The sequence below is a fragment of the Arthrobacter sp. H-02-3 genome (assembly GCF_003097355.1).
Taxonomy (GTDB): Bacteria; Actinomycetota; Actinomycetes; order Actinomycetales; family Micrococcaceae; genus Arthrobacter; species Arthrobacter humicola.
In genome coordinates this window covers 99,914-123,938 of the sequence record NZ_PYUI01000009.1, presented here as the reverse complement: position 1 = coordinate 123,938, position 24,025 = coordinate 99,914, and the positions used below count along the sequence as shown (strand labels likewise).

The 24,025-nt window shown below is 67.0% G+C and carries 24 protein-coding genes, 1 other RNA gene and 1 riboswitch; of the genes, 17 read left to right on the top strand and 8 right to left on the bottom strand.

The window, feature by feature from the left end; translation table 11 throughout:
* Positions 1-158 precede the first annotated feature (158 nt).
* From C9424_RS11000 to C9424_RS22215, 5 genes are all read left to right on the top strand, one after another.
* A complete protein-coding gene (locus tag C9424_RS11000; RefSeq protein WP_116766881.1) occupies positions 159-3,959 on the top strand; it encodes a multifunctional oxoglutarate decarboxylase/oxoglutarate dehydrogenase thiamine pyrophosphate-binding subunit/dihydrolipoyllysine-residue succinyltransferase subunit in 3,801 nt (1,266 codons plus the stop codon).
* A gap of 111 nt (positions 3,960-4,070) precedes the next feature.
* Positions 4,071-4,670, top strand: coding sequence for a GDSL-type esterase/lipase family protein (locus tag C9424_RS10995; RefSeq protein ID WP_091249367.1), 600 nt, complete (start codon positions 4,071-4,073; stop codon positions 4,668-4,670).
* Between the two features lie 141 nt (positions 4,671-4,811).
* Positions 4,812-5,639 (top strand): DUF4097 family beta strand repeat-containing protein, encoded by an 828-nt coding sequence (locus C9424_RS10990; protein WP_116766880.1) that lies wholly within the window; start codon positions 4,812-4,814, stop codon positions 5,637-5,639.
* Entirely contained in the window at positions 5,639-6,274 is a 636-nt protein-coding gene (locus tag C9424_RS10985) for a PadR family transcriptional regulator (protein WP_116766879.1), read from the top strand. The genes C9424_RS10990 and C9424_RS10985 overlap by 1 nt, the downstream gene beginning before the upstream one ends.
* 107 nt (positions 6,275-6,381) lie before the next feature.
* Positions 6,382-6,456 carry a 50S ribosomal protein bL37 gene (locus C9424_RS22215; protein ID WP_369299106.1) on the top strand — a complete coding sequence of 25 codons (75 nt, stop codon included), beginning with the start codon at positions 6,382-6,384 and terminating at the stop codon, positions 6,454-6,456.
* A gap of 90 nt (positions 6,457-6,546) precedes the next feature.
* Here the strand turns inward: C9424_RS22215 and rsrA are convergent, their stop codons facing one another.
* On the bottom strand, positions 6,547-6,807 hold the full coding sequence (gene rsrA, locus C9424_RS10980; protein ID WP_116766878.1) for a mycothiol system anti-sigma-R factor: 261 nt from the start codon (positions 6,805-6,807) through the stop codon (positions 6,547-6,549).
* Positions 6,804-7,556 carry a sigma-70 family RNA polymerase sigma factor gene (locus C9424_RS10975; protein WP_116766922.1) on the bottom strand — a complete coding sequence of 251 codons (753 nt, stop codon included), beginning with the start codon at positions 7,554-7,556 and terminating at the stop codon, positions 6,804-6,806. Before C9424_RS10975 ends, rsrA begins: the two co-directional genes overlap by 4 nt.
* Positions 7,557-7,805: 249 nt before the next feature.
* Between C9424_RS10975 and C9424_RS10970 the strand changes: the two genes are divergently transcribed.
* From C9424_RS10970 to C9424_RS10935, 8 genes are all read left to right on the top strand, one after another.
* Positions 7,806-8,354, top strand: coding sequence for a DoxX family protein (locus C9424_RS10970; RefSeq protein ID WP_116766877.1), 549 nt, complete (start codon positions 7,806-7,808; stop codon positions 8,352-8,354).
* Between the two features lie 7 nt (positions 8,355-8,361).
* Positions 8,362-9,780 carry a 3-phosphoshikimate 1-carboxyvinyltransferase gene (gene aroA, locus C9424_RS10965; protein WP_116766876.1) on the top strand — a complete coding sequence of 473 codons (1,419 nt, stop codon included), beginning with the start codon at positions 8,362-8,364 and terminating at the stop codon, positions 9,778-9,780.
* Positions 9,764-10,879 carry a ribosome small subunit-dependent GTPase A gene (gene rsgA, locus C9424_RS10960; RefSeq protein ID WP_116766875.1) on the top strand — a complete coding sequence of 372 codons (1,116 nt, stop codon included), beginning with the start codon at positions 9,764-9,766 and terminating at the stop codon, positions 10,877-10,879. The genes aroA and rsgA overlap by 17 nt, the downstream gene beginning before the upstream one ends.
* Positions 10,880-10,955: 76 nt before the next feature.
* Positions 10,956-11,768 carry a histidinol-phosphatase gene (gene hisN, locus C9424_RS10955; RefSeq protein WP_091249348.1) on the top strand — a complete coding sequence of 271 codons (813 nt, stop codon included), beginning with the start codon at positions 10,956-10,958 and terminating at the stop codon, positions 11,766-11,768.
* 172 nt (positions 11,769-11,940) lie between these two features.
* Positions 11,941-12,054, top strand: a riboswitch (SAM riboswitch).
* Positions 12,055-12,088: 34 nt separating this feature from the next.
* Positions 12,089-13,534 (top strand): aminotransferase class V-fold PLP-dependent enzyme, encoded by a 1,446-nt coding sequence (locus C9424_RS10950; protein WP_116766874.1) that lies wholly within the window; start codon positions 12,089-12,091, stop codon positions 13,532-13,534.
* A 146-nt stretch (positions 13,535-13,680) separates the two neighbouring features.
* Positions 13,681-14,454, top strand: a complete 774-nt coding sequence (locus C9424_RS10945; protein WP_116766873.1) for a class I SAM-dependent methyltransferase — start codon at positions 13,681-13,683, stop codon at positions 14,452-14,454.
* Between the two features lie 154 nt (positions 14,455-14,608).
* On the top strand, positions 14,609-15,895 hold the full coding sequence (locus C9424_RS10940; RefSeq protein ID WP_116766872.1) for an Nramp family divalent metal transporter: 1,287 nt from the start codon (positions 14,609-14,611) through the stop codon (positions 15,893-15,895).
* A 16-nt stretch (positions 15,896-15,911) separates the two neighbouring features.
* On the top strand, positions 15,912-16,625 hold the full coding sequence (locus C9424_RS10935) for a metal-dependent transcriptional regulator (protein ID WP_116766871.1): 714 nt from the start codon (positions 15,912-15,914) through the stop codon (positions 16,623-16,625).
* Here the strand turns inward: C9424_RS10935 and C9424_RS10930 are convergent.
* Positions 16,622-17,938: an MFS transporter gene (locus tag C9424_RS10930; RefSeq protein ID WP_116766921.1), complete on the bottom strand. Its 1,317-nt coding sequence runs from the start codon at positions 17,936-17,938 to the stop codon at positions 16,622-16,624. The genes C9424_RS10935 and C9424_RS10930 overlap by 4 nt on opposite strands.
* A gap of 162 nt (positions 17,939-18,100) precedes the next feature.
* Between C9424_RS10930 and C9424_RS10925 the strand changes: the two genes are divergently transcribed.
* From C9424_RS10925 to C9424_RS10915, 4 genes are all read left to right on the top strand, one after another.
* Positions 18,101-18,472 (top strand): hypothetical protein, encoded by a 372-nt coding sequence (locus C9424_RS10925; protein WP_116766870.1) that lies wholly within the window; start codon positions 18,101-18,103, stop codon positions 18,470-18,472.
* A gap of 47 nt (positions 18,473-18,519) precedes the next feature.
* On the top strand, positions 18,520-18,654 hold the full coding sequence (locus C9424_RS22070) for a hypothetical protein (RefSeq protein ID WP_018775274.1): 135 nt from the start codon (positions 18,520-18,522) through the stop codon (positions 18,652-18,654).
* 138 nt (positions 18,655-18,792) lie between these two features.
* Entirely contained in the window at positions 18,793-19,263 is a 471-nt protein-coding gene (locus C9424_RS10920) for a DUF6325 family protein (RefSeq protein WP_116766869.1), read from the top strand.
* Positions 19,264-19,299: 36 nt separating this feature from the next.
* Entirely contained in the window at positions 19,300-19,644 is a 345-nt protein-coding gene (locus tag C9424_RS10915; protein WP_237563405.1) for an SHOCT domain-containing protein, read from the top strand.
* A 99-nt stretch (positions 19,645-19,743) separates the two neighbouring features.
* Here C9424_RS10915 and ssrA read toward each other — a convergent pair.
* The 5 genes from ssrA to ftsE form a co-directional block, all read right to left on the bottom strand.
* Positions 19,744-20,112, bottom strand: a transfer-messenger RNA (tmRNA) gene (ssrA, locus tag C9424_RS10910).
* A 151-nt stretch (positions 20,113-20,263) separates the two neighbouring features.
* A complete protein-coding gene (gene smpB / locus C9424_RS10905) occupies positions 20,264-20,734 on the bottom strand; it encodes an SsrA-binding protein SmpB (protein ID WP_091249322.1) in 471 nt (156 codons plus the stop codon).
* Positions 20,735-20,837: 103 nt separating this feature from the next.
* Positions 20,838-22,238, bottom strand: a complete 1,401-nt coding sequence (locus C9424_RS10900; protein WP_116766867.1) for a peptidoglycan DD-metalloendopeptidase family protein — start codon at positions 22,236-22,238, stop codon at positions 20,838-20,840.
* A 26-nt stretch (positions 22,239-22,264) separates the two neighbouring features.
* A complete protein-coding gene (gene ftsX / locus C9424_RS10895; RefSeq protein ID WP_091249317.1) occupies positions 22,265-23,179 on the bottom strand; it encodes a permease-like cell division protein FtsX in 915 nt (304 codons plus the stop codon).
* Positions 23,176-23,991, bottom strand: coding sequence for a cell division ATP-binding protein FtsE (gene ftsE / locus C9424_RS10890; protein WP_116766866.1), 816 nt, complete (start codon positions 23,989-23,991; stop codon positions 23,176-23,178). The genes ftsX and ftsE overlap by 4 nt, the downstream gene beginning before the upstream one ends.
* Positions 23,992-24,025 lie beyond the last annotated feature (34 nt).

Genomic DNA, 24,025 nt, shown 5'->3' with positions numbered 1-24,025 from the left:
AGATCATGATTTGAGTCACGCTTATTGGCGGTTTGGCAAGAATCGTCACTAGACTGGCATGGGTCTGGGTTCACTGGACGCAGAGACTGGCTCGATCGTTGTGCCGAAGCACCGTGGAAGCCAGAGGGAATCAAACTCATGGAAGAGGCGTATTTCAAGTGCCAGAGCAGCCTAGCCACCGTCTACCAGAGGAATTTGGCGGAAACGAGTGGCTCGTTGACGAACTGTACGAGCGTTACCAGCAGGACAAGAACACGGTCGACGCCAAGTGGTGGCCCCTGTTCGAATCCTTTGCAGCTAGTGACGCCTCTTCCGCCAACGGAACGTCCGGCACAGCAGTCGCTGTGCATCCTGCCACCCGTGAACTTCCCGTTGTAGCGACTGCTGCCGCAGCGCCGGCAGCAGCTGCGCCCTCCGCACCTGCGCCCGCCGCGCCCGCAGCCCCCGCTCCGGCCCCCGCAGCCAAGAAAGTCCCGGCCACCGTCGCCCGGGACGGCTCCAAGACCTCCGACGCCGGCCCCGGCACCGCACCGATCCCGGCACAGCTGCCCAAGAACGTCAAAGCCCCGACGGCGCCGGAAGAGGACGTCGTCTCCGTCCTGCGCGGCCCGGCCAAGGCCATCGCGTCGAACATGGTCACCAGCCTGGAAGTGCCGACCGCCACGAGCGTCCGTGCCATCCCGGCCAAGCTGCTGATCGACAACCGCGTGGTCATCAACTCCAACCTGGCCCGCGCCCGCGGCGGCAAGGTCTCCTTCACGCACCTGATCGGCTACGCCGTCATCCGTGCCCTGTCCCAGTTCCCCTCGATGAACGTCTACTACGACGAGATCGACGGCAAGCCGGTGGCTGTCCAGCCGGCGCACGTGAACTTCGGCATCGCGATCGACATGCCCAAGCCTGACGGCACCCGCCTGCTCATGGTGCCGAACATCAAGAAGGCGGAGACCCTCAACTTCTCCGAGTTCTGGCACACCTACGAGGACCTGATCAAGCGCGCCCGCAACGGCAAGCTGACCGCGGACGACCACTCCGGCACCACCGTGTCGCTGACCAACCCCGGCGGCATCGGCACCGTGCACTCGGTGCCCCGCCTCTCCAAGGGCCAGGCCGCCATCATCGGCGTCGGCGCGCTGGACTACCCGGCCGAGTTCCAGGGTGCCAGCGAGAAGATCATCGCGCAGAACGCCATCAGCAAGGTCCTCACCCTGACCTCCACCTATGACCACCGCGTCATCCAGGGTGCCGGCAGCGGCGAGTTCCTCAAGCTTGTGCACCAGCTCCTGCTGGGTGCGCAGAACTTCTACGACGAAATCTTCGAGTCCCTGCGCATCCCGTACGAGCCCGTGCGCTGGAGCCCGGACCTGCAGGTGGACCCTGCCGACGAGATCAACAAGGTCGCCCGGATCCAGCAGCTGATCCACGCCTACCGCGTGCGCGGCCACCTCATGGCGGATACCGATCCGCTTGAGTACGTCCAGCGCAAGCACCCGGACCTCGACGTCCTGACCTACGGCCTGACCCTGTGGGACCTGGACCGCGAATGGCCCACGGGCGGCTTCGGCGGCAAGCCGATGCTGAAGTTCCGCGACATCCTCGGCGTCCTCCGAGACGCTTACTGCCGCACCGCCGGCATCGAGTACATGCACATCCAGGACCCGGCCGAGCGCAAGTGGTTCCAGGACCAGATCGAGCACCCGTACTCGAAGCCGAGCCGCGACGAGCAGCTGCGCATCGTCTCCAAACTCAACGCCGCCGAGGCCTTTGAGACGTTCCTGCAGACGAAGTTCGTCGGCCAGAAGCGCTTCTCGCTGGAAGGCGGTGAGTCCCTGATTCCGCTGCTGGACGCCATCATCTCCGACGCCGCCGACGACGAACTCGACGAAGTGGCGATCGGCATGGCCCACCGCGGCCGGCTCAACGTGCTCACCAACATCGCCGGCAAGACCTACGCCCAGGTCTTCCGTGAATTCGAAGGCACGCAGGACCCCCGCTCGGTCCAGGGCTCCGGGGACGTGAAGTACCACCTCGGCACCGAGGGCACCTTCACCTCGGACAACGGCAAGGAGACCAAGGTCTACCTCGCCGCGAACCCCTCGCACCTCGAGGCCGTCGACTCGGTCCTTGAAGGCATCGTCCGCGCCAAGCAGGACCGCCTGGACCAGGGCGAGGCATTCCCCGTGCTTCCGATCATGGTCCACGGTGACGCCGCTTTCGCCGGCCAGGGCGTGGTGGCCGAAACCCTGAACCTCTCCCAGCTGCGCGGCTACCGCACCGGCGGAACCATCCACATCGTGGTCAACAACCAGGTCGGCTTCACCACCGCCCCGTCGTCCTCGCGGTCCTCCACCTACTCCACGGACGTCGCCAAGATGATCCAGGCGCCGGTGTTCCACGTGAACGGCGATGACCCCGAAGCCGTTGTCCGCATCGGCCAGCTCGCCTACGAGTTCCGCCAGCGGTTCCACAAGGACGTTGTCATCGACATGGTGTGCTACCGCCGCCGCGGCCACAACGAGGGCGACGACCCCTCGATGACCCAGCCGCTGATGTACAACCTGATCGAAGCCAAGCGTTCGGTCCGCAAGCTGTACACCGAATCGCTGATCGGCCGCGGTGACATCACCGAGGAAGAAGCCGAGCAGCTGCTGCGCGACTACCAGGAACGCCTGGAACGCGTCTTCGCAGAGACCCACGCCGCCCAGACGTCCCCGATCCCGATCATCACGGCCGATTCCGCCGCGGTGTCCGATCTCGAACGCCCCATGGCCCAGCAGTCCGATTCCGGCGTGAGCACCCCGACGTCCACCGCGATCTCCGCGCATACCCTGGCCCGCATCGGCAAGGCCCACACCGAGATCCCGGAGGGCTTCACCGTCCACGCCAAGCTCAAGCAGCTGCTGGAGAAGCGCGAGGCCATGTCCCGTGAAGGCGGCATCGACTGGGGCTTCGGCGAGCTCGCCGCGTTCGGCTCGCTCATCATGGAAGGCGTCCCGGTCCGGCTTGCCGGCCAGGACTCGCGCCGCGGCACCTTCGTGCAGCGTCACGCCGTGTTCCACGATCGCGCCAACGGCGACGAGTGGCTGCCCCTGGCCCACCTGTCCGAGGACCAGGCCAAGCTGTGGATCTACGACTCCCTGCTCTCCGAATATGCCGCCATGGGCTTCGAATACGGCTACTCCGTGGAGCGCCCGGATGCCCTGGTGCTCTGGGAGGCCCAGTTCGGTGACTTCGTCAACGGTGCGCAGACCATCATCGATGAGTTCATCTCCTCCGCCGAGCAGAAGTGGGGCCAGCGGTCCTCGCTGGTTCTGATGCTGCCGCACGGCTACGAGGGCCAGGGCCCGGACCACTCCTCGGCCCGGATCGAGCGCTTCCTCCAGATGTGCGCGGAAGAGAACATGATCGTGGCCAACCCCACGACGTCGGCCTCGCACTTCCACCTGCTGCGCCGCCAGGCGTACAGCAGGCCCCGCAAGCCGCTGATCATCTTCACGCCGAAGCAGCTGCTGCGCCTCAAGGCGGCGGCGTCCTCCGTGGAGGACTTCACCACCGGCTCGTTCCGTCCGGTCATCCCGGAGCACGAGCAGCTGCAGGCGGACGCCGTCGAACGCGTCCTGCTGGTCTCCGGACGCCTGTACTACGATCTGCTGTCCACCCGGCAGAAGACCGAGAACAAGACCACGGCAATCGTGCGCGTCGAGCAGCTTTACCCGCTGCCGGCCGCCGAGATCGCCGCGGAGCTGGCCAAGTACCCCAACGCCGAAGTGGTCTGGGCCCAGGACGAACCCGCGAACCAGGGTCCGTGGCCGTTCATCGGCCTGAACCTGCCGGACGCCCTGGACCGCCGGGTCCGCCTCATTTCGCGCCCCGCCTCGGCTTCCACCGCCGCAGGGTCGATGAAGCGCCACGCGGCCGAGCAGGACACCCTGCTCAAGCAGGCATTCGCGCGTAAATAGCGTCATTGCTGCCCGGCCGGAGACTGAAACACAACACTCCGGCCGGGCAGCTCTGTTTAATGGACTGTTAGTGGTCAGCTTGATGGACAGCGTTGAAGTGAAGAGGTAGTCGTGGAAGATCGGAAGCTGCGGATCGCAGCCGTTGGGGACGAGCTGTTGGCCGGGCTCGGTGATCCGCGGGCTCTGGGCTGGTTGGGCCGGGTGCTGGCCCGGACCCCGCAGGACAGCGTCGCCCTGGAGTGCTACCCCCTGCCGTGCCCGGAAGAGGGCACCGAGGGAATTGCCGCGCGCTGGCTCGAGGAGGCGGGCCGCCGCTTCGGCAACCACCACGAAAACCGCCTGGTGATCGGCCTATCCGGGCGCGACATCGAATTCGGCCTGTCCACGGCCCGCAGCCGGCTGAACCTCGCCAACATCCTGGACTCCGCCTCGCAGAACAAGATCGAGGTCTTCGTCGTGGGGCCGCCGCCCACCCTCGACCCCGCGCAGAACCGCCGGCTCGGTGAACTCAACACGGCGTTCGCCGACGTCACCACGCGCCGCAAGCACCTCTACGTGGATACCTTCTCGCCGCTCCTGAACCACGAACAATGGCGCCAGGACCTCGCAGCCAACGGCGGCACGCCCGGCCAGGCCGGCTACGGCCTCATGGCGTGGCTGGTGCTGCACCGTGGCTGGTTCCAATGGCTCGGCATCGAGGCGCCGGAGTAGCCCGGCCAGCCCGCAGCCGGCCGGCCCTCCCGGGAATTTCGCGATATATCTTGACCCGCCGGAAAGCGCGATATATCGTGACTTCATAGTCGCGATATATCGTTAGTTGTCCAGCCGCTTTTCGCATTTTCCGGAGGAACCATGTCAGAGAACACGTGGACCGTGACAGGCCCGCAGACCATCGACGTCGACGGCGTCCGCTCGCTCAAGCTCGGCATCGTTCGCGGCCGCTTCGACATCGTCACCCATGACGAAGACGTGGCCAGGATCGAAGTCTCCGAAATCACCGGCGACCCGCTCGCCGTCTCCGTCATAGACGGCCGCCTGGAAGTCCGCCACCAGCTCCACGGCCCGCAGGGCTGGTTCAAAAACCTCATGGGGACCGTCAATAACCACAGCAGCAACTCGGTGGTCATCAGCATCGCCCTGCCCGCCGGCGTCGAGGTGGAGGCCGGAACGGTCAGCGGCGACGGCATGGTCTCCGGGACCAGCGGGCACGCGCGGCTCAACACGGTCTCGGGGTCCGTGCTGGCCGACGGCACGTCCGGGGACCTCTCCGTCAATACGGTCAGCGGCGAAGTGATCGCCCGCAACCACCGCGGCGTCCTGACCGCCAAGAGCGTCTCCGGCGAGGTAACGGCCTCGGGCCATTTCAGCCACATCCGCGCGAATACCGTCAGCGGCGACCTGAGCTTCGATCTCCACGGTTTCACCCAGGATTTCGGCGCCAATTCGGTCTCCGGTGACGTCACCATCCGGCTGCCGCACGACGTCGGCGTGGACATCATCGCCAAATCCGCCAGCGGAGCAGTGGTCATTAACGACCTGAGGTATTCCCAGCCCAACGGCACGGTGCAGACCATTGCGGGCCCGGACGCCAAGCTGATGCTGGTCCGCACCAACTCGGTCTCGGGAAAGACATCGATTTTCCACGGCCACCCGACCGCGGACACCGAACCGGTGCTCTGATGCCTCCCGTCTTCGCCCACGGAGCACTGCGGCTGTACCTGCTCGCCCTGCTCGAATCAGGGCCCAAGCACGGCTACGAGCTCATCAAGGCCCTCAGCGAGCGGTTCGGCGGCACCTACTCCCCCAGCGCCGGAACCATCTACCCGCGCCTGGGCAAGCTCGAGGAGGAAGGGCTCGTGGCCACCCACACGGAAGGCCGCCGCACCAACTACAGCATCACCCCGGCGGGGCTCAGGGAACTGAACAGCCGCCGGGACGAGCTCGCCGGCGTCGAAAACGACATCTCGGCCTCGGTCCGCCGGCTCGCCGACAACCTGCGCCAGGACATCCGCGTCAACATGCGCGGCCTCCGGGCCGACCTCGCGGCAAAGGCGGAGGCGGCGCGCACCTCGGCCCGTGCCGCAGGGACGGCGGCCGGGACGGGCTCTGCCGGCGTCGCGGGCACGCGGTACTCACCGGAGGGGGAACGGCGGCTGAAGGAGGCCGAACTGCTCGTCCAGGCCTTCCGCGACGACATGCGGGTGGAACTGCGGCGCCACGCCGGGAGCCGCCCCGTCACCGCCGTCACGCTCGAAACCGTCAGGACAGTGCTGGATCAGGCCCGGATCTCGATCCGCAACTCACTCGAGGCATGAGCCCGGTCGCTGAGGTCGCCATGCGGGGCCGCCGGTTCGCGGCGGGTGCCGTGATGTGGGAGACTTGAGGGCAGCTCTTTTGAGTACCAAGATTAAGGAGGCCAGCTATGAGCAAGCGTGCACGTAAACGTCGTGACCGTAAGCGTGGCGGCGCGAACCACGGTAAGCGCCCCAACACCTAAGCCACGGCTAGGATTGACTGCTTTAAGTGAAAGACCCCGGAAACCTCACGGTTCCGGGGTCTTTCGCTTTGGGGTCTTTGGCTGTGCGGCTTAGGCTTCCACGGTCCGGATGGAGTGGATCCGGTCCAGGATGGAGTTCTTGAGGTTCTCCGGAGCCGCTTCGGTGCACGAACGCTTGACCATCACGCGGATGACACATTCGAGGTCGTACTGCTCCAGGCACTCCGGGCAACTGTCCAGGTGGTCCTTGATCTCTGCGATGTCTTTATGCGTGAGCGCACCATCCAGATATTCATAGATACGTTGCATCCGGGCGTCGTCGCAATCGCCCAGTCCCTGGCAGTCGCTCATTTCCTGTTCTCCTGTTTGTTGCTGTCGGCCGCGCTGGTTGACTCGGTGGCGGCCCTGAATCCCCGCTCGGCGGCATAGTCCGCAAGCATGTCCCGCAGCATCTTCCGGCCGCGGTGCAGCCGGGACATGACGGTCCCGATGGGGGTGTTCATGATGTCTGAAATTTCCTTGTACGCGAAGCCCTCGACGTCGGCGAAGTACACGGCCAGCCGGAATTCCTCGGGAATCGACTGGAGGGCGCGCTTCACATCGGAATCGGGCAGGTGATCAAGCGCCTCGGCTTCCGCCGAACGCAGTCCCGAGGACGTATGCGACTCTGCGCGGGCCAGCTGCCAGTCCTCGATCGTGTCCGAATTCGACTGCAGGGGCTCGCGCTGACGCTTCCGGTACAGGTTGATGTAGGTGTTGGTGAGGATGCGGTACAGCCAGGCTTTCAGGTTGGTGCCGGGCTTGTACTGGTGGAAGGCCGAGAACGCCTTCGTGTACGCCTCCTGGACCAGGTCCTCGGCGTCCGAGGGATTCCGGGCCATCCTCATGGCCGCGGAATACAACTGGTCCACGTACTGCATGGCGTCGCGTTCAAAGCGCGCCCGGCGCTCTTCCGCGGACTCGGTGGAGACGTCCAGCGGCTTGCCGTCCACCTCGGTTTCCAGGGCGGCGGCCGCACTGGCATCAGGTGTGGGGGTGGGCGTGGCGTCGTTTCCGGCAACCTCGTGCATGGCCGTAACGGCCGGGTCCATGGTGCTCATTGCGTCCAAGTCTACTGTCACCTTCCGCCGGGCACCCGGAACTCCCGGAAGAGCGACGGTCCACGGCTGCCCGGAACCGGCTTCCAGGTCCGTTCTGTCCAACACTTGCGTCAAATCTCCGCCTTCCTGAGCCGTGCTTAAACCTGCCTTTCACAACCACGTCCGGCAGGCAAATATTCCGCAAAAGTGCAAGACTAGAACCGGTTCTCCCGCAGTGAATCCGCAGTTCGTCCATCCAGGAGGAAATTCATGTCGATTGTCCGCTTTCTCGCCCGGCCCATGCTCGCCTCCAGTTTCGTCCTCGCCGGCGTGCACAAGCTCAAGAATGCGGATGACACTGCGGCTCAGCTGTCTCCCCTGCTGCGGCGCACCGCCGACGCACTGCCGTTCCAGGTCAATGAGAAGGTCCTGGCGCGCGCGATTGGCGGAACCCAGGTCGGCGCCGGCGTCTGCTTCGCCCTCGGCAAGTCCGCCCGGCTGGCAGCCACCGTCTTGGCCGTCATTTCGGCCCTCAACAGCTACGTGGAATGGCGCAGCGCGGACATCTCCTCCAAGGAAGCCCGCGACGCCCGCCGCAAGCAGCTCCTGAAAAACGTTTCCCTGACCGGCGGCGCGCTGCTCGCTGCCGTCGACACCGCCGGCAAGCCCAGCCTGGCGTGGCGCGCCGGCACCTTCGCCGCGGACGCGAAGAAGAACGCGAGCCACTTCGCGGCCGATGCCAAGAAGACCACCAACAAGCGGCTGAAGAAGGCCGACAAAGCGGTCCGCAAGGCCGTCGACCACAAGGCCGGAGCCTAAGACGGTAATGACTGGCACCACCCCCTCTGCAGCTACCCCGTCCCGCTCAGCCGGCCGCCATGCTGCCGACGCCGCTCCGCCCTGGCCCGCGCCGTTCGCGGCACGGCCGGTCGACGCTACCGTCACCGTTCCCGGTTCCAAGTCCCTGACCAACCGGTACCTCGTGCTCGCGGCCCTCGCGGACGGGCCGTCCCGCCTGCGGGCGCCCCTGCACTCCCGGGATTCGGCGCTGATGATTGCGGCCCTGCGGCAACTGGGGGCCACCGTGACGGAAGTTCCCGGCGACGGCGCCTTCGGCCCCGACCTGGAAATCATCCCGATCAGCCTGGACGCCGCCGCGGCGGACACGGCGATCGACTGCGGCCTGGCCGGCACGGTCATGCGCTTTGTGCCGCCGGTGGCCGCGCTGCGCCGCGGAGAGTCACATTTCGACGGAGACCCGCACGCCCGCAAACGGCCGATGGGCACCATCATCGAGGCACTGGCCGGCTTAGGCGTGGCGGTCAGCGCGCCCGACGGCGGTCCGGCGTCGTCGCTGCCCTTCACCGTGCACGGCACGGGTGAAGTGCGCGGCGGCCACCTCGTCATCGACGCCAGTGCATCGTCCCAGTTCGTCTCCGCCTTGCTGCTGGCTGGCGCCCGCTTCACCGAGGGGCTCCACCTGGAACACCAAAGCAGGGAAGATGCAGGCAGGCCCGTGCCGAGCCTGGACCACATCAACATGACGGTGGCCGTGCTGCGCGGAGTGGGCGTCACGGTCGATGACTCGATACCGAACCACTGGGTGGTCTCCCCCGGCCCGATCCGCGCGTTCGACCAGCGGATCGAGCAGGACCTCTCCAACGCCGGCCCGTTCCTCGCGGCGGCCCTCGCCACCGGCGGCACCGTGCGGATCCCCAACTGGCCCGCCGGGACCACGCAGGTCGGTGACCTCTGGCGCGGCATCCTGGCCGCCATGGGCGCGACCGTGACGCTCGACGCCGGCACCCTGACCGTCACCGGCGGACGCGAAATCAAGGGCGGCGACTTCGACGAAACCAGCGAACTCGCCCCCACCGTCGCCGCGCTCTGCGCCCTCGCCACCGGCCCCTCCCGGCTGAGCGGCATCGCGCACCTCCGCGGTCACGAAACAGACCGGCTCGCCGCCCTCGTCGCCGAGATCAGCCGCCTCGGGGGCGATGCCGAGGAAACAACGGATGGGCTCATCATCCGGCCCGCCAAGCTGCACGGCGGCGTCGTGCACAGCTACGCGGACCACCGGATGGCCACGGCCGGCGCCATCCTCGGCCTGGCCGTGCCAGGCGTCGAGGTCGAGGACATCGCGACCACGGCCAAGACGATGCCCGACTTCCCACGGCTCTGGGAAGCCATGCTGGCGCAGGGACCCACCGCAGACGAGGACGGCGCCGGTGGCACGCAGCACTGATTCCTGGGACGAGTCCGATGTCCGGATCCGTCCGAACAAGAAGGGCTCCCGGCCCCGCACCAAGGACCGGCCCAGCTACGACGACGCCGTCACGGGCCGCATCATCACCGTTGACCGCGGCCGCTACACCGCCGTCGTCGGCGAAGGCACCCCCGGGGAACGCAAGATCATCGCGGCGCGGGCCCGGGAACTGCGCCGCAATCCCGTGGTGGCCGGCGACTTCGTTTCCCTCGTCGGGGACGTTACCGGTGAACCTGACACCCTCGCCCGGCTGGTGAAGATCCTGGACCGCAAGACGCTGCTGCGCCGCAGTGCCGATGACACGGACCCGATCGAACGGGCCGTTGTGGCCAACGCCGACCAGCTCGTGGTGGTGGTGGCGGCGGCCAATCCCGAGCCCCGGACCGGTTTCATCGACCGCGCGCTCGTGGCCGCGTACGACGCCGGCATTGAGCCGCTCCTGCTCGTCACCAAGGCCGACGTCAAGGATCCCGCCGAGCTGTTGTCCAATTACACGCACCTCGACTTCCCCGTCATCATCTCCAAGACGGCGGACTCCGCCGCATCAGGCATCGACGCCCGCTCCGACGACGGCCTTTCGGCCCGGCTCGACAAGGACGCCGTCTCCCAGCTCCGCGGCTACCTCGACGGCAAGGTCACCGTCATGCTGGGCCATTCCGGCGTCGGCAAATCCACCATGGTCAACGCACTGACCGGGGCCGAACGTGCCACCGGAGGCGTCAACGCGGTGACCGGCCGCGGCCGCCATACGTCTTCCTCCGCGCTGGCGCTCAAAGTCAACGATGCCCCGGCCGGCAGCTGGATCATCGACACCCCCGGCATCCGGTCCTTCGGGCTGGCCCACGTGGATCCGGACCGGATCCTGAGGTCCTTCCCGGACCTGGAACCGGGCACGGACGATTGCGAACGCGGCTGCAAGCACGACTCCACCGCCGTCAACTGCGGCGTCGATGCATGGGTTGCGGCCGGGCATGCGGGTCCCTCCGGGCCGGCACGGCTGGCCTCCCTGCGCCGGCTGCTGGGCACAGACCCGCGGATGGAAGCGCAGGACACCAAGGAACTCGGCACTGTGTCCTAATCCGGCCCCTCACCGGCCCGCGGCGCAGCACCGCGGCCTCCCGGCGGCCCGCCCGCTTAGACGGTAGTTTGGAACCATGAGCCAAACCGATTCGAGCTACAACGATGACCTGCGCCTTGCCCATGTCCTGGCAGATTCCGTCGATTCCCAGACCATGAGCCGCTTCAAGGCGCTGGACCTTCGGATCGAGACGAAGCCCGACCTCACCCCGGTCACCGACGCCGACAAATCCGCCGAAGAGGCCATCCGCGGCCAGCTCTCCCGCTCCCGGCCGCGCGACGCGGTCCTGGGCGAGGAATTCGGCAGCTCGGGCCACGGCTCCCGGCGCTGGATCATTGACCCGATCGACGGCACCAAGAACTTCGTCCGCGGCGTCCCGGTCTGGGCCACCCTGATCGCCCTCGTTGACGAGGGCGAACCGGTGGTCGGCGTCGTCAGCGCGCCGGCCCTGGGCAAGCGCTGGTGGGCGGCCAAGGGCGCGGGCGCCTACACCGGCCGCTCCCTGGCCTCCGCCACCCGGCTGAAGGTGTCCAACGTTTCCAAGCTTGAGGACGCGTCGCTGTCCTACTCCAGCCTCGGCGGCTGGAAGGAACGCGGAAACCTGGACGAGTTCCTGGGCCTCACCGAGGAAGTGTGGCGCACCCGCGCCTATGGTGATTTCTGGTCCTACTGCCTCGTGGCCGAGGGTGCGGTGGATATCGCCTGCGAACCCGAACTGAACCTCTACGACATGGCCGCCCTCGTGCCGATCGTCACCGAAGCCGGCGGCCGCTTCACCTCGCTCGAGGGCGAGGACGGCCCCTTCGGTGGCAACGCCCTGGCCACCAACTCGATCCTCCACTCGGAAGTGCTCAAGCGGCTCAACCCCGGACTCGACGACCTCCTCTAGGATCGTCCGACCTTTCTCAACAACCGAACAAACGACGGCGGCGGCCCCCATTCCGGGGCCGCCGCCGTCGTTTCTTCGGCCGACATGCGCATTGCGGCGCGCACGTAACAAAACGCTTCACATTCGGAGGCTGCCTTTTCCCCGGCTGCACCGATGTCCTACGCTCGATGCAGGTCACGAGTGCCAGCGCTAAACCCCGGTTTGCTGGCCGGCAACCCTCCAGTCGCGGTGGGGTGCCCCGGGTGACGACCTGGCCGGTCCGGAACGGACCCGGCAAGCGCGGATTCCCACGATGTGGGGTCCTGTTCGAGTGAGGTCCCATGACAACTGCCATTTTCCCCGCCGCCCGCGAAGTCGACGCACGGTTTGCCGCCGCCGCACGCCCACTCGCCGCCGTCACGGGAGCCGAGATCCAGTCCCCGCTGATCAAGGGCGGCCACGCCCGCTACGCCAACCTCGATTACGGCGCCTCCGCCCCGGCCCTGTCCGTTGTCTCGGCCTACCTGAACGAAATCCTGCCGTACTACGCCAGCGTCCACCGCGGCGCCGGCTACGCCTCCCAGATCAGCACCTCGGTCTACGAGAACGCCCGGGACATCGTGCGGGACTTCGTGGGCGGCCGGCCGGACGATTCCGTCATCTTCACCCGCAACACCACCGATTCCCTGAACCTGCTGGCCGGGTGCCTGCCGTTGCAGGACGGCCGGCCCGCCGGGGAGGTCATCTACCTCGACATCGAACACCACGCGAACCTCCTGCCCTGGCAGAACGTCCCGCACCGCAGCGTCGTGGCCGCGCCCACCCTCGCGGCCACCATCGACCGCCTGCGGGACGAGCTCGCACGCGGCGGTGTGAGCCTGCTGGCCGTTACCGGCGCCTCCAATGTCACCGGCGAGATCCTGCCGATCCGCGCCCTCGCCGCGCTGGCGCACGAGTACGGCGCCAGGATCGTCGTCGACGCAGCGCAGCTGGCGCCGCACCGGCGGATCGATATCGCCGCCGACGACGTCGACTACCTCGCTTTCTCGGGTCACAAGCTCTACGCCCCGTTCGGCACGGGCGTGCTGGTGGGGCGCACGGACTGGCTCGACGCCGGCACCCCGCACCTGGCCGGCGGCGGCGCCGTCCGCGACGCCCGGCTCGACTCCGTCAGCTGGACCACCGGACCGGCCCGGCACGAGGGCGGCTCGCCGAACGTCCTGGGCGCGGCCGCGCTGGCCCGCGCCACCCAAGTGATCGCAGAGCTGGACCCGGCACAGTGGTACGCCCACGAGGACGCCATCCGGTCCTTCCTGGTCGAAGGCCTCCAGCGCATCGAGGGCGTGACCGTACACCAGATCTTCGCCGACTCGTCGTCTGCCGACTCGTCGTCTGCCGACTCGTCGCTTGCCGACGGTCAGCCGGGCGCCGGCACCATCGGCGTCGTGAACTTCTCCGTGGAGGGCTACGACGCCGGGCTGGTGGCCGCCTACCTGTCGGCCGAACACGGGATCGGCCTGCGCGACGGCCGCTTCTGCGCCCACCCGCTGCTCAAGCGGCTCGGCCTGCCCGCCGGCTCCCTGCGGGCCAGCTTTGGCCTGGGCTCCCGGCTGGAGGATGCCGAGCGCCTGCTGGCCGGCCTGCGGCAACTGCGGCAAACAGGGCTCGGCTGGGATTACGTGGTGGATGCCGGCCGCTGGGTGCCGGCCAATGACACCCGCAGCTACCCGCACTGGGCGCCGAACACGCCGGGCACCGCCGGCGCCGCGCCCTGCACCCTGGACTAGGCACTGCTTGGACTGGGCACTGCTGACCGGGCACTACTGACCAGGCGCTGGGGATCAGGCACTGCGCCGGTGCGGTAAATTCGAAAGGTACCTGAACCGGCAGGACCTTCCCCGAAGGAGATCGCACGTTGCACAGCGTGCCCAAAATGCACGGCAGGCCCAAACTGCATGCCGGGCCCAAGCTGCACAGTCAGCGCCGCCAGGAACTCGGACAGAGCTTCCAGGACGGCGGAGAGCACTACGACCGCGTCCGCCCGGGCTATCCGCAGGAATCGGCCGACTGGCTGATCCCTGCGGGGGCCAAGGACGCCGCGGACATTGGCGCCGGCACCGGCAAGTTCACCGCCCTCCTGGCCGCACGGGGACTGCACACGGTGGCGGTGGACCCCTCCGCCGACATGCTCGAGCAGCTGCGCCGGGCCCTGCCGGAGGTTACGGCCGTCGAGGGTACCGCGGAGCACACGGGCCTCGAGCCGGGAGCCTTTGATCTCGTCACCGTCGCCCAGGCCTGGCACTGGTGCGATCCCCGCCTGGCCAGCACCGAGATCGCCCGGATCCTCCGGCCGCACGGCGTCCTGGGCCTGGTCTGGAACCAGCTGGACACCGCTGTGCCGTGGGTACACCGGCTGTCCCGCATCATGCACGCCGGGGATGTCCACAAACCGCACTTCCGGCCACCCGTGGGCCCTGAGTTCACCGCGTTGGAGAGCCACCTGACCCGCTGGGAAGACTCTGTCACCGCGGAGGACATCAAGGAGCTGGCGAAGTCCCGCAGCTACTATCTCGCAGCGTCGGAGGCCACCCGGGCCAAGGTCATGGCCAACCTCGACTGGTACCTGAACGAGCACCTGGGCCATGCCCCCGGCGAGATCCTCCGGCTGCCCTACCTGACGCAGACGTGGCGTGCCATCCGGGCCTGACCCCCGGGCCGGATTGCAGGGGAAGGCCATCGGGGCTTATTGTTTCGGTACGCCTAATAATTTCTTGTAGGCAGACAAAACTTTGACGCCGGCCATTTTCCCGCCGGCGCCGGCCACCGCGTCAACGAGGACGCGCCAATCACGGGAGCTGTCAGTGTTGGACGTAAAGGGACACGAACAACCGCCGCAGGGCGCCCGCACCTATAAACATCCGGGTGCCCACAAGGCGCTGATCGGCCTACTGGGCCCGGCGTTCGTGGCGTCGATCGCCTACGTCGACCCCGGAAACGTGGCCGCCAACTTGACCGCAGGCGCGAAGTACGGCTACCTGCTGGTGTGGGTCCTGGTGGTCGCCAACATCATGGCCGTCCTGGTCCAGTACCAATCCGCCAAGCTCGGGGTTGTCACCGGCAAGAGCCTGCCGGAGATCCTGGGCGAGCGGCTCAAGCCGTTCTGGCGCCGCGCCTTCTGGCTGCAGGCCGAAATCGTGGCCGCCGCCACCGACCTCGCTGAGGTGGTGGGCGGCGCAATCGCGCTGTACCTGCTGTTCGGCCTCCCCCTCCCCCTGGGCGCCGTGATTGTCGGCGCGGTGTCGATGCTCCTGCTCGCCGTGCAGGCCCGGGAGAAGCAGCGGCCCTTCGAATTCATCATCATGTTCCTGCTCGGCATCATCACCATCGGCTTCCTGGCCGGGCTGATCATCAGCCCGCCCGATCCGAGGGCCGCCCTGGCCGGGCTGATTCCAGGCTTCCAGGGCCCGGACACCGTCCTGCTCGCTGCCAGCATGCTCGGCGCCACCGTCATGCCGCACGCCATCTACGTCCACTCGGCCCTGTCCCGGGACCGGCACCGGCCCGACGAGCACCAGCATGTCCCGCCGTCGGCTGTCGCCCGCCTGGTCCGGGCCACCCGGTTCGACGTCGTGGCCGCGCTGGCCATCGCCGGCATCGTCAACATCGGGATGCTCCTCCTGGCTGCCTCCACTCTCGGCGGCGAGGACGGCACGGACACCATCCAAGGCGCGCACGCCGCCATCTCGGCCAACCTCGGCCCCGTCGTCGGCGTGGTCTTCGCGGTCGGGCTCCTCGCATCGGGCCTGGCATCCACCTCGGTGGGCTGCTATGCCGGCGGAACCATCATGCAGGGCCTGCTCAAAATCCGGATTCCTGTCATGGCCCGCCGTGTGGTCACCCTGATTCCGGCCGTTGTGCTGCTGGCGGTCGGGTTCGATCCCACGTGGGCACTCATCCTGAGCCAGGTGGTCCTCAGCTTCGGGATTCCCTTTGTCCTGGTCCCTCTGGTGGTCCTGACCAGCAACAAGGCCCTGATGGGCAGGTTTGCCGACGGGTTGGCCCTCCGGATCGCCGCCATCATCAGCGTGGTGCTCGTCGTGGCACTCAACCTGGTCCTGCTCTGGCTCACGTTCTCCGCCCGCGGCTGACGGTAGGCTTGGGTTTGTGAAGACCAGTACGCCCTCCTCCTCGATCGAGGACTACGTCAAGGTCATCTACTCGTTCACCGAATGGCAGCAGAAGCCCATCACCTCCACCCAGCTGGCGCAGCGCCTGGGGGTCGCCAATTCCTCGGTGTCGGAGATGGTCCGCAAGCTCAAGGACCAAGGCCTCGTAGACCACAAGCCTTACAGCGCGGTCACCCTCACCAGCGACGGGGTCCGGCTGGCCCTGTCCATGGTCCGGCGGCACCGGCTGATCGAGACGTTCCTCGTCCAGGAACTCGGGTACCGCTGGGACGAGGTCCACGACGAAGCCGAGCTCCTGGAGCATGCCGTTTCCGACACCTTCATTGATCGGATGGCGGCGAAACTGGGGAACCCTTCCCGGGACCCGCACGGCGATCCCATCCCGGCCGCGGACGGCACCGTGCTGATGCCCGCCGCGTTCCGCCTGAGCGAACTCGACGACGGCCACACCGGCCGCATCACCCGGATCAGCGACGAAAACCCGGAACTCCTGCGCTACCTCGCCGCCGAGGACATCGACCTCGACGCCGAAGTGGAGGTTGTGGGGCGGAGGCCGTTCGGCGGCCCGCTCGTGGTCCGGATCGGTTCCGCCGCGGCGCCCCGTGAATTCGATTTCGCCGAGGAAGTCGCCTCGGCACTCTGGGTCCACAGCGACGCCGAGCACGCGGGCTGCAGCGTCCCGGAGCGCTAAGCCGGCTGCCCGTCCGTCACGGGCGGGTTCCGGATCCCGACGGCGGAAATCAGCGCGCCGGCCAGGAACAGCGCCGCTGTCACGGCCATGGTTCGCTGCAGGCCCGCCGTCGTGACCTCCGGTCCCGTGATGACGCCGGCGAACGCGATGGTCAGCAGGCCCGCGATGCGGGCCACCGCGTTGTTCACGGCGGAGCCGATCCCGGCCTCTTCCGGCTCGACGGCGCCCAGGATGGCTGCTGTCAGCGGTGCGACGGTGAGCGACAGGCCGAAGCCGAAGACCAGTAATCCGGCCAGGATCTGGCCGGCATAGTCCAGCGGGATCTCCACGCCCATCATCAGGACGAAGCCGGCGCCGCAGAGCAGGGGTCCTCCCGCCATGAACCAGCGGGAACCGAAGCGTCCGGCGAGGGCGCCCACCCGTGAGGACAGCAGCAGGAGCATCAGCGTCGGCGGCAGCAGGGCGAACCCGGCGGCCGTGGCGCCTAGGCCCGCCACCTGCTGGAGGTAGAGGCCCAGCACAAAGAAGCCCAGCGAGAGCGCGCCGTATATGGCCGTCGTTGCGAGATTGCCCCAACCAAAATTGCGCACGGCGAAGAGCCTCAGCGGCATCATCGGGTACGGGGTCCTTGCCTCGTGCACAAGGAACGCGGCCAGGCCAAGCACCCCGGCAGCCAGCGGCACCCAGACCTGCGGAGCAGCCCAGTCCTTGCTGCCGGATTCAATGAGGGCGTACACCGTGCCGCCCAGCCCTATCACCGCCAGGACGGTTCCGAGCAGATCGATCCGGCTGCCGGGAATCCGCCCGTGGTCAAGTCCTCGAAGGGGCCGGAGCACCGGCCACACGGCGATGGCCGGAACCACATTGATGAAGAAAATGACACGCCAGGTGAGCACATCGACCGAAAGGCCGCCTAAGAGAGGCGCGGCAACGATCGCGCCGCTGGTCCAGGCGGACCACCGGCCGATCGCCAGGGCTTGCGCCGGACCGGTGAAGACCGTGACGATCAGGGCGAGCGAGCTCGGCACCAGGAGCGCACCGGCGATGCCCTGCAGTCCGCGGGCGACGATGAGCACCTCGGCGCTCCAAGCGAAGCCGCACAGGACGGACGTGGCGGTGAACCCCGCCAGGCCCCACTGCAGCACCCGGACGCGGCCGAACTGGTCCGACAGCGAACCGGCCACCAGGATCAACGCCCCCAGCGTCAGCAGGTAGGCATCCACCACCCACTGCTGGACGACCAGGCCGCCGCCGAGGTCCCTGCTGATGGCCGGGAGGGCGAGATTGACGACGGACCCGTCCAGGAAGGCCATGAAGGAAGCCACGATGGCGACGTAGAGAACGCGCTGCTGTTGGGACACGGCTGCCGCCTTCCTCGCCGTCGGGCCGGGACCGCGACCGCCGGCGGTGTGTCGAGCCTAACACCGGGCCCCTTCGGTGGCTGGTGGCCGCCGTCGTTCCCGTATCGTTGAAGAATGGTTACCCGACGTGAAGCAGCCCAGATCCTCGACATTCCCTTGGAGATGGCGCACCGTCACGGCATCCCGTCCCGCTTGTCCGAGGCCGAGCTCGGTGAGCTGCTGGACAATCCCCCGGCGTGGCTGCTCCAGTCCAAAGCGAACCGGACCGGGAAGCGCCCTGTATGGGTCCAGCTCACGTGTGCGGTTTGCGGATTCTCTGAGGCGGCCCGGCCCAAGAAATGGTGGCCGGAGTTCACCTACGTCTGTTGCGCCCACCATGAGGCCCGTGACATCCCGGTCCTCGGGCCCGGGCTCGTGCGCAGCGTGTACGACGGCGTCGGCAGCCGCTTCGCAGGCATCGTGGACGCCGAGGTTCCCGAGGCGTAGCTTAGAAAGAGGGGCTACTCCGGGCCCCTGCCGTGAGGGAGAGCACCATGCCTGACAAGACGCCGCACCAGAGCGTGTCGAAAAAGTCGGTTAAGACGATCAAGGAAAAACGGGCCGAGAAAAAGGCCAAGCATATCGTTGACGCCCACACCGACCCGGTGGCGCACATCAAGAAGCGCTGAACAATGCTCAAGGCCGGAAGCTGTTGCTTCCGGCCTTCAGCATCTCACCCGGCGCGGGTGGTGACGCCGCGGCGGCGGACGGCCACACTAGGACCAGCGCGCCGGACAGCGCGCTCGAACCAGACCGGAGGAATGCCAGTGACAACCACACCGGAGACCGAGGCCCACGGGCCGGTCGACTTCGTACTCCTTGAGTTCCCCATGGCGGGACTGACGGGACGGGCCAGTGAGGAACTCGTCAAACTCGTCGAGCAGGGCGTGATCCGCCTCTTCGATCTCCTCGTCGTCATGAAGAACGAGGACGGCACTGTGGAAGTGCTCGAACTTACCGACCCGGGCGGGCCGGCGGCGGGGTTCTCCTACTTCGAGGGCGCACAGACAGGGCTTCTGGGCGACGACGATATCGCGGAGGCGTCGGCCGCGCTTCTCCCGGGGACGGTCGCCGCGCTGATTGTCTACGAGAACACTTGGGCAGCGCCGTTCGTAGCGGCCGTTCGCGAAAGCGGTGGCGAGCTCGTCGGGAGTACACGGATTCCCGCGCCGGACGTCATGGAGGCGCTCGACGCCCTCGAGGCCCGCGACGCCGCGACGCCGGCAGCCGACGCATAGGCCCTGACGCAGAAGAAATGTGAGAGGAGAGCAATTATGGGACTTCTTAGGGGTATGGCCCGGACTGCCGTGGTTGCCGGGACGGCAACCGCGGTCAGCGGCCGGGTCCAGCGCCGCCAGGCTAACAAGTTTGCCGAGAAGGATGCCGCGACCGCGGCCAAGCAGCAAGAGGCCTACGACGCGCAGATGGCGGAGCAGCAACCGCCGCCCGAGTACCAGCAACCTGTCTACCAACAGCCACCGCCCCCGCCCCCGCCTCCGTCAGGCGGCATTACGGACGACGCCATCCAGCAGCTCAAGGAGCTCGGAGCTCTGAAGGAGCAAGGGATTCTCACCGAAGAAGAGTTCGTGGCCCAGAAGGCGAAGATCCTCGGGACCTGAACGGTTCTTCGGGCAATGCTCCGGCCAAGTTCTCCCGGGCAGCAAAAAGGTGGGGGAAGTGTCAGTAGACACTTCCCCCACCTTTTTTCGGGGTGATGCTTGTGGAGATGGGGGGAATTGAACCCCCGTCCGATGTCGTGTTGTCAGGGCTTCTCCGGGCGCAGTTTGCGTTGGATTTTCTCGGCCCCAGCCATGCTGCAAACAGCTGGCTGATCCGGGCCCAGTCATCTAAGAGTCCCGTTTACCCCGATGACGGAGGTAAACAGCAGTGGCTATCTAAATGACGCCAGGATCCGGGGCAATAGCAACCTCGGGCTGACGGACTGTCTTACTGCTTAGGCAGCGAGAGCGAAGTCAGTGCGTTTTGATTCGGCACTTATTGGTTTGCAGACAGCGTTTACGAGATAATTCTGCATCCTCGGCCCGCTTCACCTGTCGCGACTAACATCGTCGAAACCGATCATCCCCGTATTTTTTTATCAAACCGGACTGGCCTGATGCTGAACCGCTTCGCGGTCCTGCTTCGTTCCTTCCCGGACAATCAATCATAACGCACGACCCCTGGGAAACATTCCCGGCAACGTTCCAGGGGCCCGCCGGCCAGACGGTAGATCGCCCGCTAGCGCCGGTTGCGTTCGCGCATGACCCGCTGGGCCTCGCGCTTGTCCTGCTGTTCGCGCAGCGTCTGGCGCTTGTCGTATTCCTTCTTACCGCGGGCGACGCCGATTTCCACCTTCGCGCGGCCGTCCACGAAATACAACTGCAGCGGCACGATCGTGAAACCCGATTCCCGGATCTTGTGCGAGATCTTCGTGAGCTCCTCGCGGTGCAGCAGCAGCTTACGGCGGCGGCGTGCGGCGTGGTTGGTCCAGCTCCCCTGGTGGTATTCGGGGATGTGGATGCCCTCCATCCACAGCTCATCGTTATAGAACGTGCAGAAGCCGTCGACCATTGAGGCATGGCCTTCGCGCAGGGACTTTACTTCAGTGCCCATCAGCGCGATGCCGGCCTCGTATGTGTCAAGGATGTGGTAGTCGTGCCGGGCCTTGCGGTTGGTGGCCACTACCTTACGGCCACTTTCTTTGGGCACGGTAGGACTCCTTGGTTGTGGTGGTGATTCACTCCGGCCGGGTGGCGCGGAACCTTTCCAGTTTACGGCAGGGCGGCCGCCGCAGCGGATGGCCCGGGACGGGCTACAGCAGGGTCATGGGGTCCACGGCCCGGCCGTTGAGCCAGGTCTCGAAGTGCGCGTGGCACCCGGTGGAGTTGCCGGTGGTTCCCGAGTAGGCGATCAGCTGCCCCTGTTCAACGTGCTGGCCGACCGAGACCGTCACAGAGGTGTTGTGGTAGTAGATCGTGGTCAGCGAGTTGCCCTGGATAACGCCGTGCGAAATCTTCACCCGGTTGCCGCCGCCGTCGTTGCCCCAGCCGGCCGAGAAGACGGTGCCGGCCGCCGCGGCGTAAACGGGGGTGCCGCACGTGGCGCCGAAGTCGATGCCGGTGTGCATGTAGCCGCCGGTGCCGTAGAAGTCGATGGTGCCGGGCGGCGTCGCGCGCCAGCCGAATCCGGACGTGATCGGGATGTTGGAAGAGAACGGGTGCCGGAGGCCGAAGGCCGACGGCGGTCCCTGGACCGGAACGTAGGGCTGGACCGCCTGTCCCTGGGCACGGGCGGCCGCGGCCGCGGCCTCGGCGATGCGGCGCTGCTCGGCTTCCCAGGCCTCACGCAGTTTCCGGTCGCGTTCGGCGATATCGGCGGCGACGGCGTCCTGCTGGGCCTTGACCTGGGCGAGCTGGTTCTGGATGCCGGGCTTGGCAGCCTGGAGTTCGGCGTCGATCCTGGTGGTATCGGCGATGAGCTTGTCCACCTGCGCCTTCTTGGCTTCGGCCTCGTCCCGGGCAGCCTTCTCCCGTGCCAGTGCTGCGTCGGCTTTGGCCTTGAGGTCCGTGATTTCGGCCTCGACGGCTGCCAGCCGGGCCTGCGCGTTGACGTTGGTGGCACTCTGCTGCGTGAGCTTGTCCATCGCGGAGTTCTGGCTGCGCAGGGCCTGGTCCGCGAGGTCGATGGTGTCGGTCAGGCTGCCGCCCTGGTTCGAGCCGAAGAACAATGACAGGTTGGACGGGACGCCGCCGGACTTGTAGGCCTGCGTGGCTATCTGGCCGATCAGCTTGCGGGTGTCGGCGATCTTCTGCTTATCGCTCTCGAGCTGCGCGGTGATTTTAGCCTTGTTCTGCTGCGCGAGGTCCACGCGGGCAGCGAGGGCGTCCACCTCCTGGACTGCTCCGGCCACCCGTCCCTGGGCGTCCATGAGGGCCTGCTGGGCGGCGGGGAGCTGGCCCTGGTACAGGACCAGGTCTGCCGCGGCCTGGGCGATCCTGGCATCCACGAACTCCAGGGAGTCCTGGACCTGCGCCGCCTGATCCTTCAGTGCGGCCTGCTGGTCGTCCAGGTTGTCGGCAAATGCCACCGGCGCCGAGGCGCCCAGGCTTCCCGCGAGGACCAAGGCCAGGGTGGCGCTGATCATCCGGCTGCGGCGTCCCACCAGGCGAAGCCGGAGGGGGTGCCGGAGGGGGCGGGGGGCCATCGGTGTCATAAGCATTCCCTTTTCTTTGCGCAAAGCTAGACCCGCAAGTACCGGCGGAGGGTCAGCAGGGAGGAAATTCCGGCCAGGACGACGCCCAGGCCAATCAGGGCAGGTGCCAGCATCAGGGTCTGCCCCGGCGAGATGAAGGCGGTGTCCGGGTACTGCTTGGACAGGACCTCGCCGAGGAAGAAGTGGGCCACCGCCCACAGGGTGCCGGAGGCCAGGGCGGCGCCGATCACCGCGGCGATGACGCCTTCGAGGATGAACGGCAGCTGGATCACCATCTTGGACGCTCCCACCAGCCGCATGATGCCCGTCTCGCGGCGTCGGCTGAACGCGGAGAGCCGGATGGTGGTCGCAATCAGCAGGATGGCGCAAATGATCATGACGCCGGCGATGCTCACCGCCACGAGGGACGCCGCGTTCATGGCCGAGAACAGGCGCTCCAGCAGCTGACGCTGGTCGATCACGGTCTCCACGCCGGCCTGCGAGGAAAAGGTCTCGCTGATGATCTCGTACTTCTCCGGGTCCTTCATGTTGATCCGGAACGAGGCCGGAAGCTGGTCCGGGGTCACGGAGTCGACGATCGGGGAATTGGAGAACTGTTCCTTGAAGTGCTTGTAGGCGTCGTCTTTGGACTCGTACTGGAAGTCGTTGACGTACTGGGCGACCGCGGGCGACTGCAGGAGCTTGCGCAAGTTGTCTTCCTGCTCCGGGGTGGCAGGCCCAGTGGCGCAGCCGGGCGCCGTCGAACCGTCGCTGCACAGGAAGATGGCCACCTGGACTTTGTCGTACCAGTAGCCCTTCATCTGGTTGATCTGCAACTGGAGCATGCCGGCGGCGCCGACGAAGGTCAGGGACACGAAGGTCACCAGGATGACGGAGATCACCATGGACAGGTTGCGGCGCAGGCCGCTGCCGATCTCGCTCAGGACGAATGCAAGCCTCACGCCTGGCCCTCCCCTGCGGTGCGGAGCCCGCGCGCTTCGGCGCGTGTTTCAGCACGGGGGGATGCAGCGGGCGGCTCGTCCCGGCCGCTGGCGTCGCGCAGGCGGCGCGACTGGCCCACCACCGGAATCATGGACGTGTACAGGGCCCTGGCCTCGTCACGGATCACGACGCCGTTCTTGAGTTCCACGACCCGTTTGCGCATCTCATTGACGATGTCGTCGTCGTGCGTGGCCATCACCACGGTGGTGCCGTTCTGGTTGATCTTGTCCAGCACGCCCATGATGCCCATCGAGGTGGTGGGGTCCAGGTTGCCGGTGGGTTCGTCGGCCAGCAGGATGCCGGGCCGGTTCACGACGGCGCGGGCGATCGCCACGCGCTGCTGCTCACCGCCGGAGAGTTCGTGCGGGAGCCGGTTTTCCTTGCCTTCCAGGCCCACGGTCTTGAGGACCTCGGGGACGGTGTCGCGGATGACGCTGCGGCTCTTGCCGATGACCTGCATGGCGAAGGCGACGTTGGCGAAGACGGTCTTTTGCGGCAGCAGGCGGAAGTCCTGGAAGACGACGCCGATGCCGCGACGGAGGCGCGGCACGCGCCAGCTGGAGATGTTGGCGACGTTCTGGCCGGCGACGTACACGGCCCCGGAGGAGGCGCGGTCCTCTTTGAGGACCAGGCGCAGGAAGGTCGACTTGCCGGAGCCGGAGGCCCCGACGAGGAAGGCGAATTCGCCGCGGTCGATCTCAAGGTTGATCGAATCCAGCGCCGGCCGCGCCTTCTGGTCATAGACCTTGGTGACATTTTCGAAACGGATCATGGCCCTTAGTACCCTGCAGGACATGGCCGCGGGG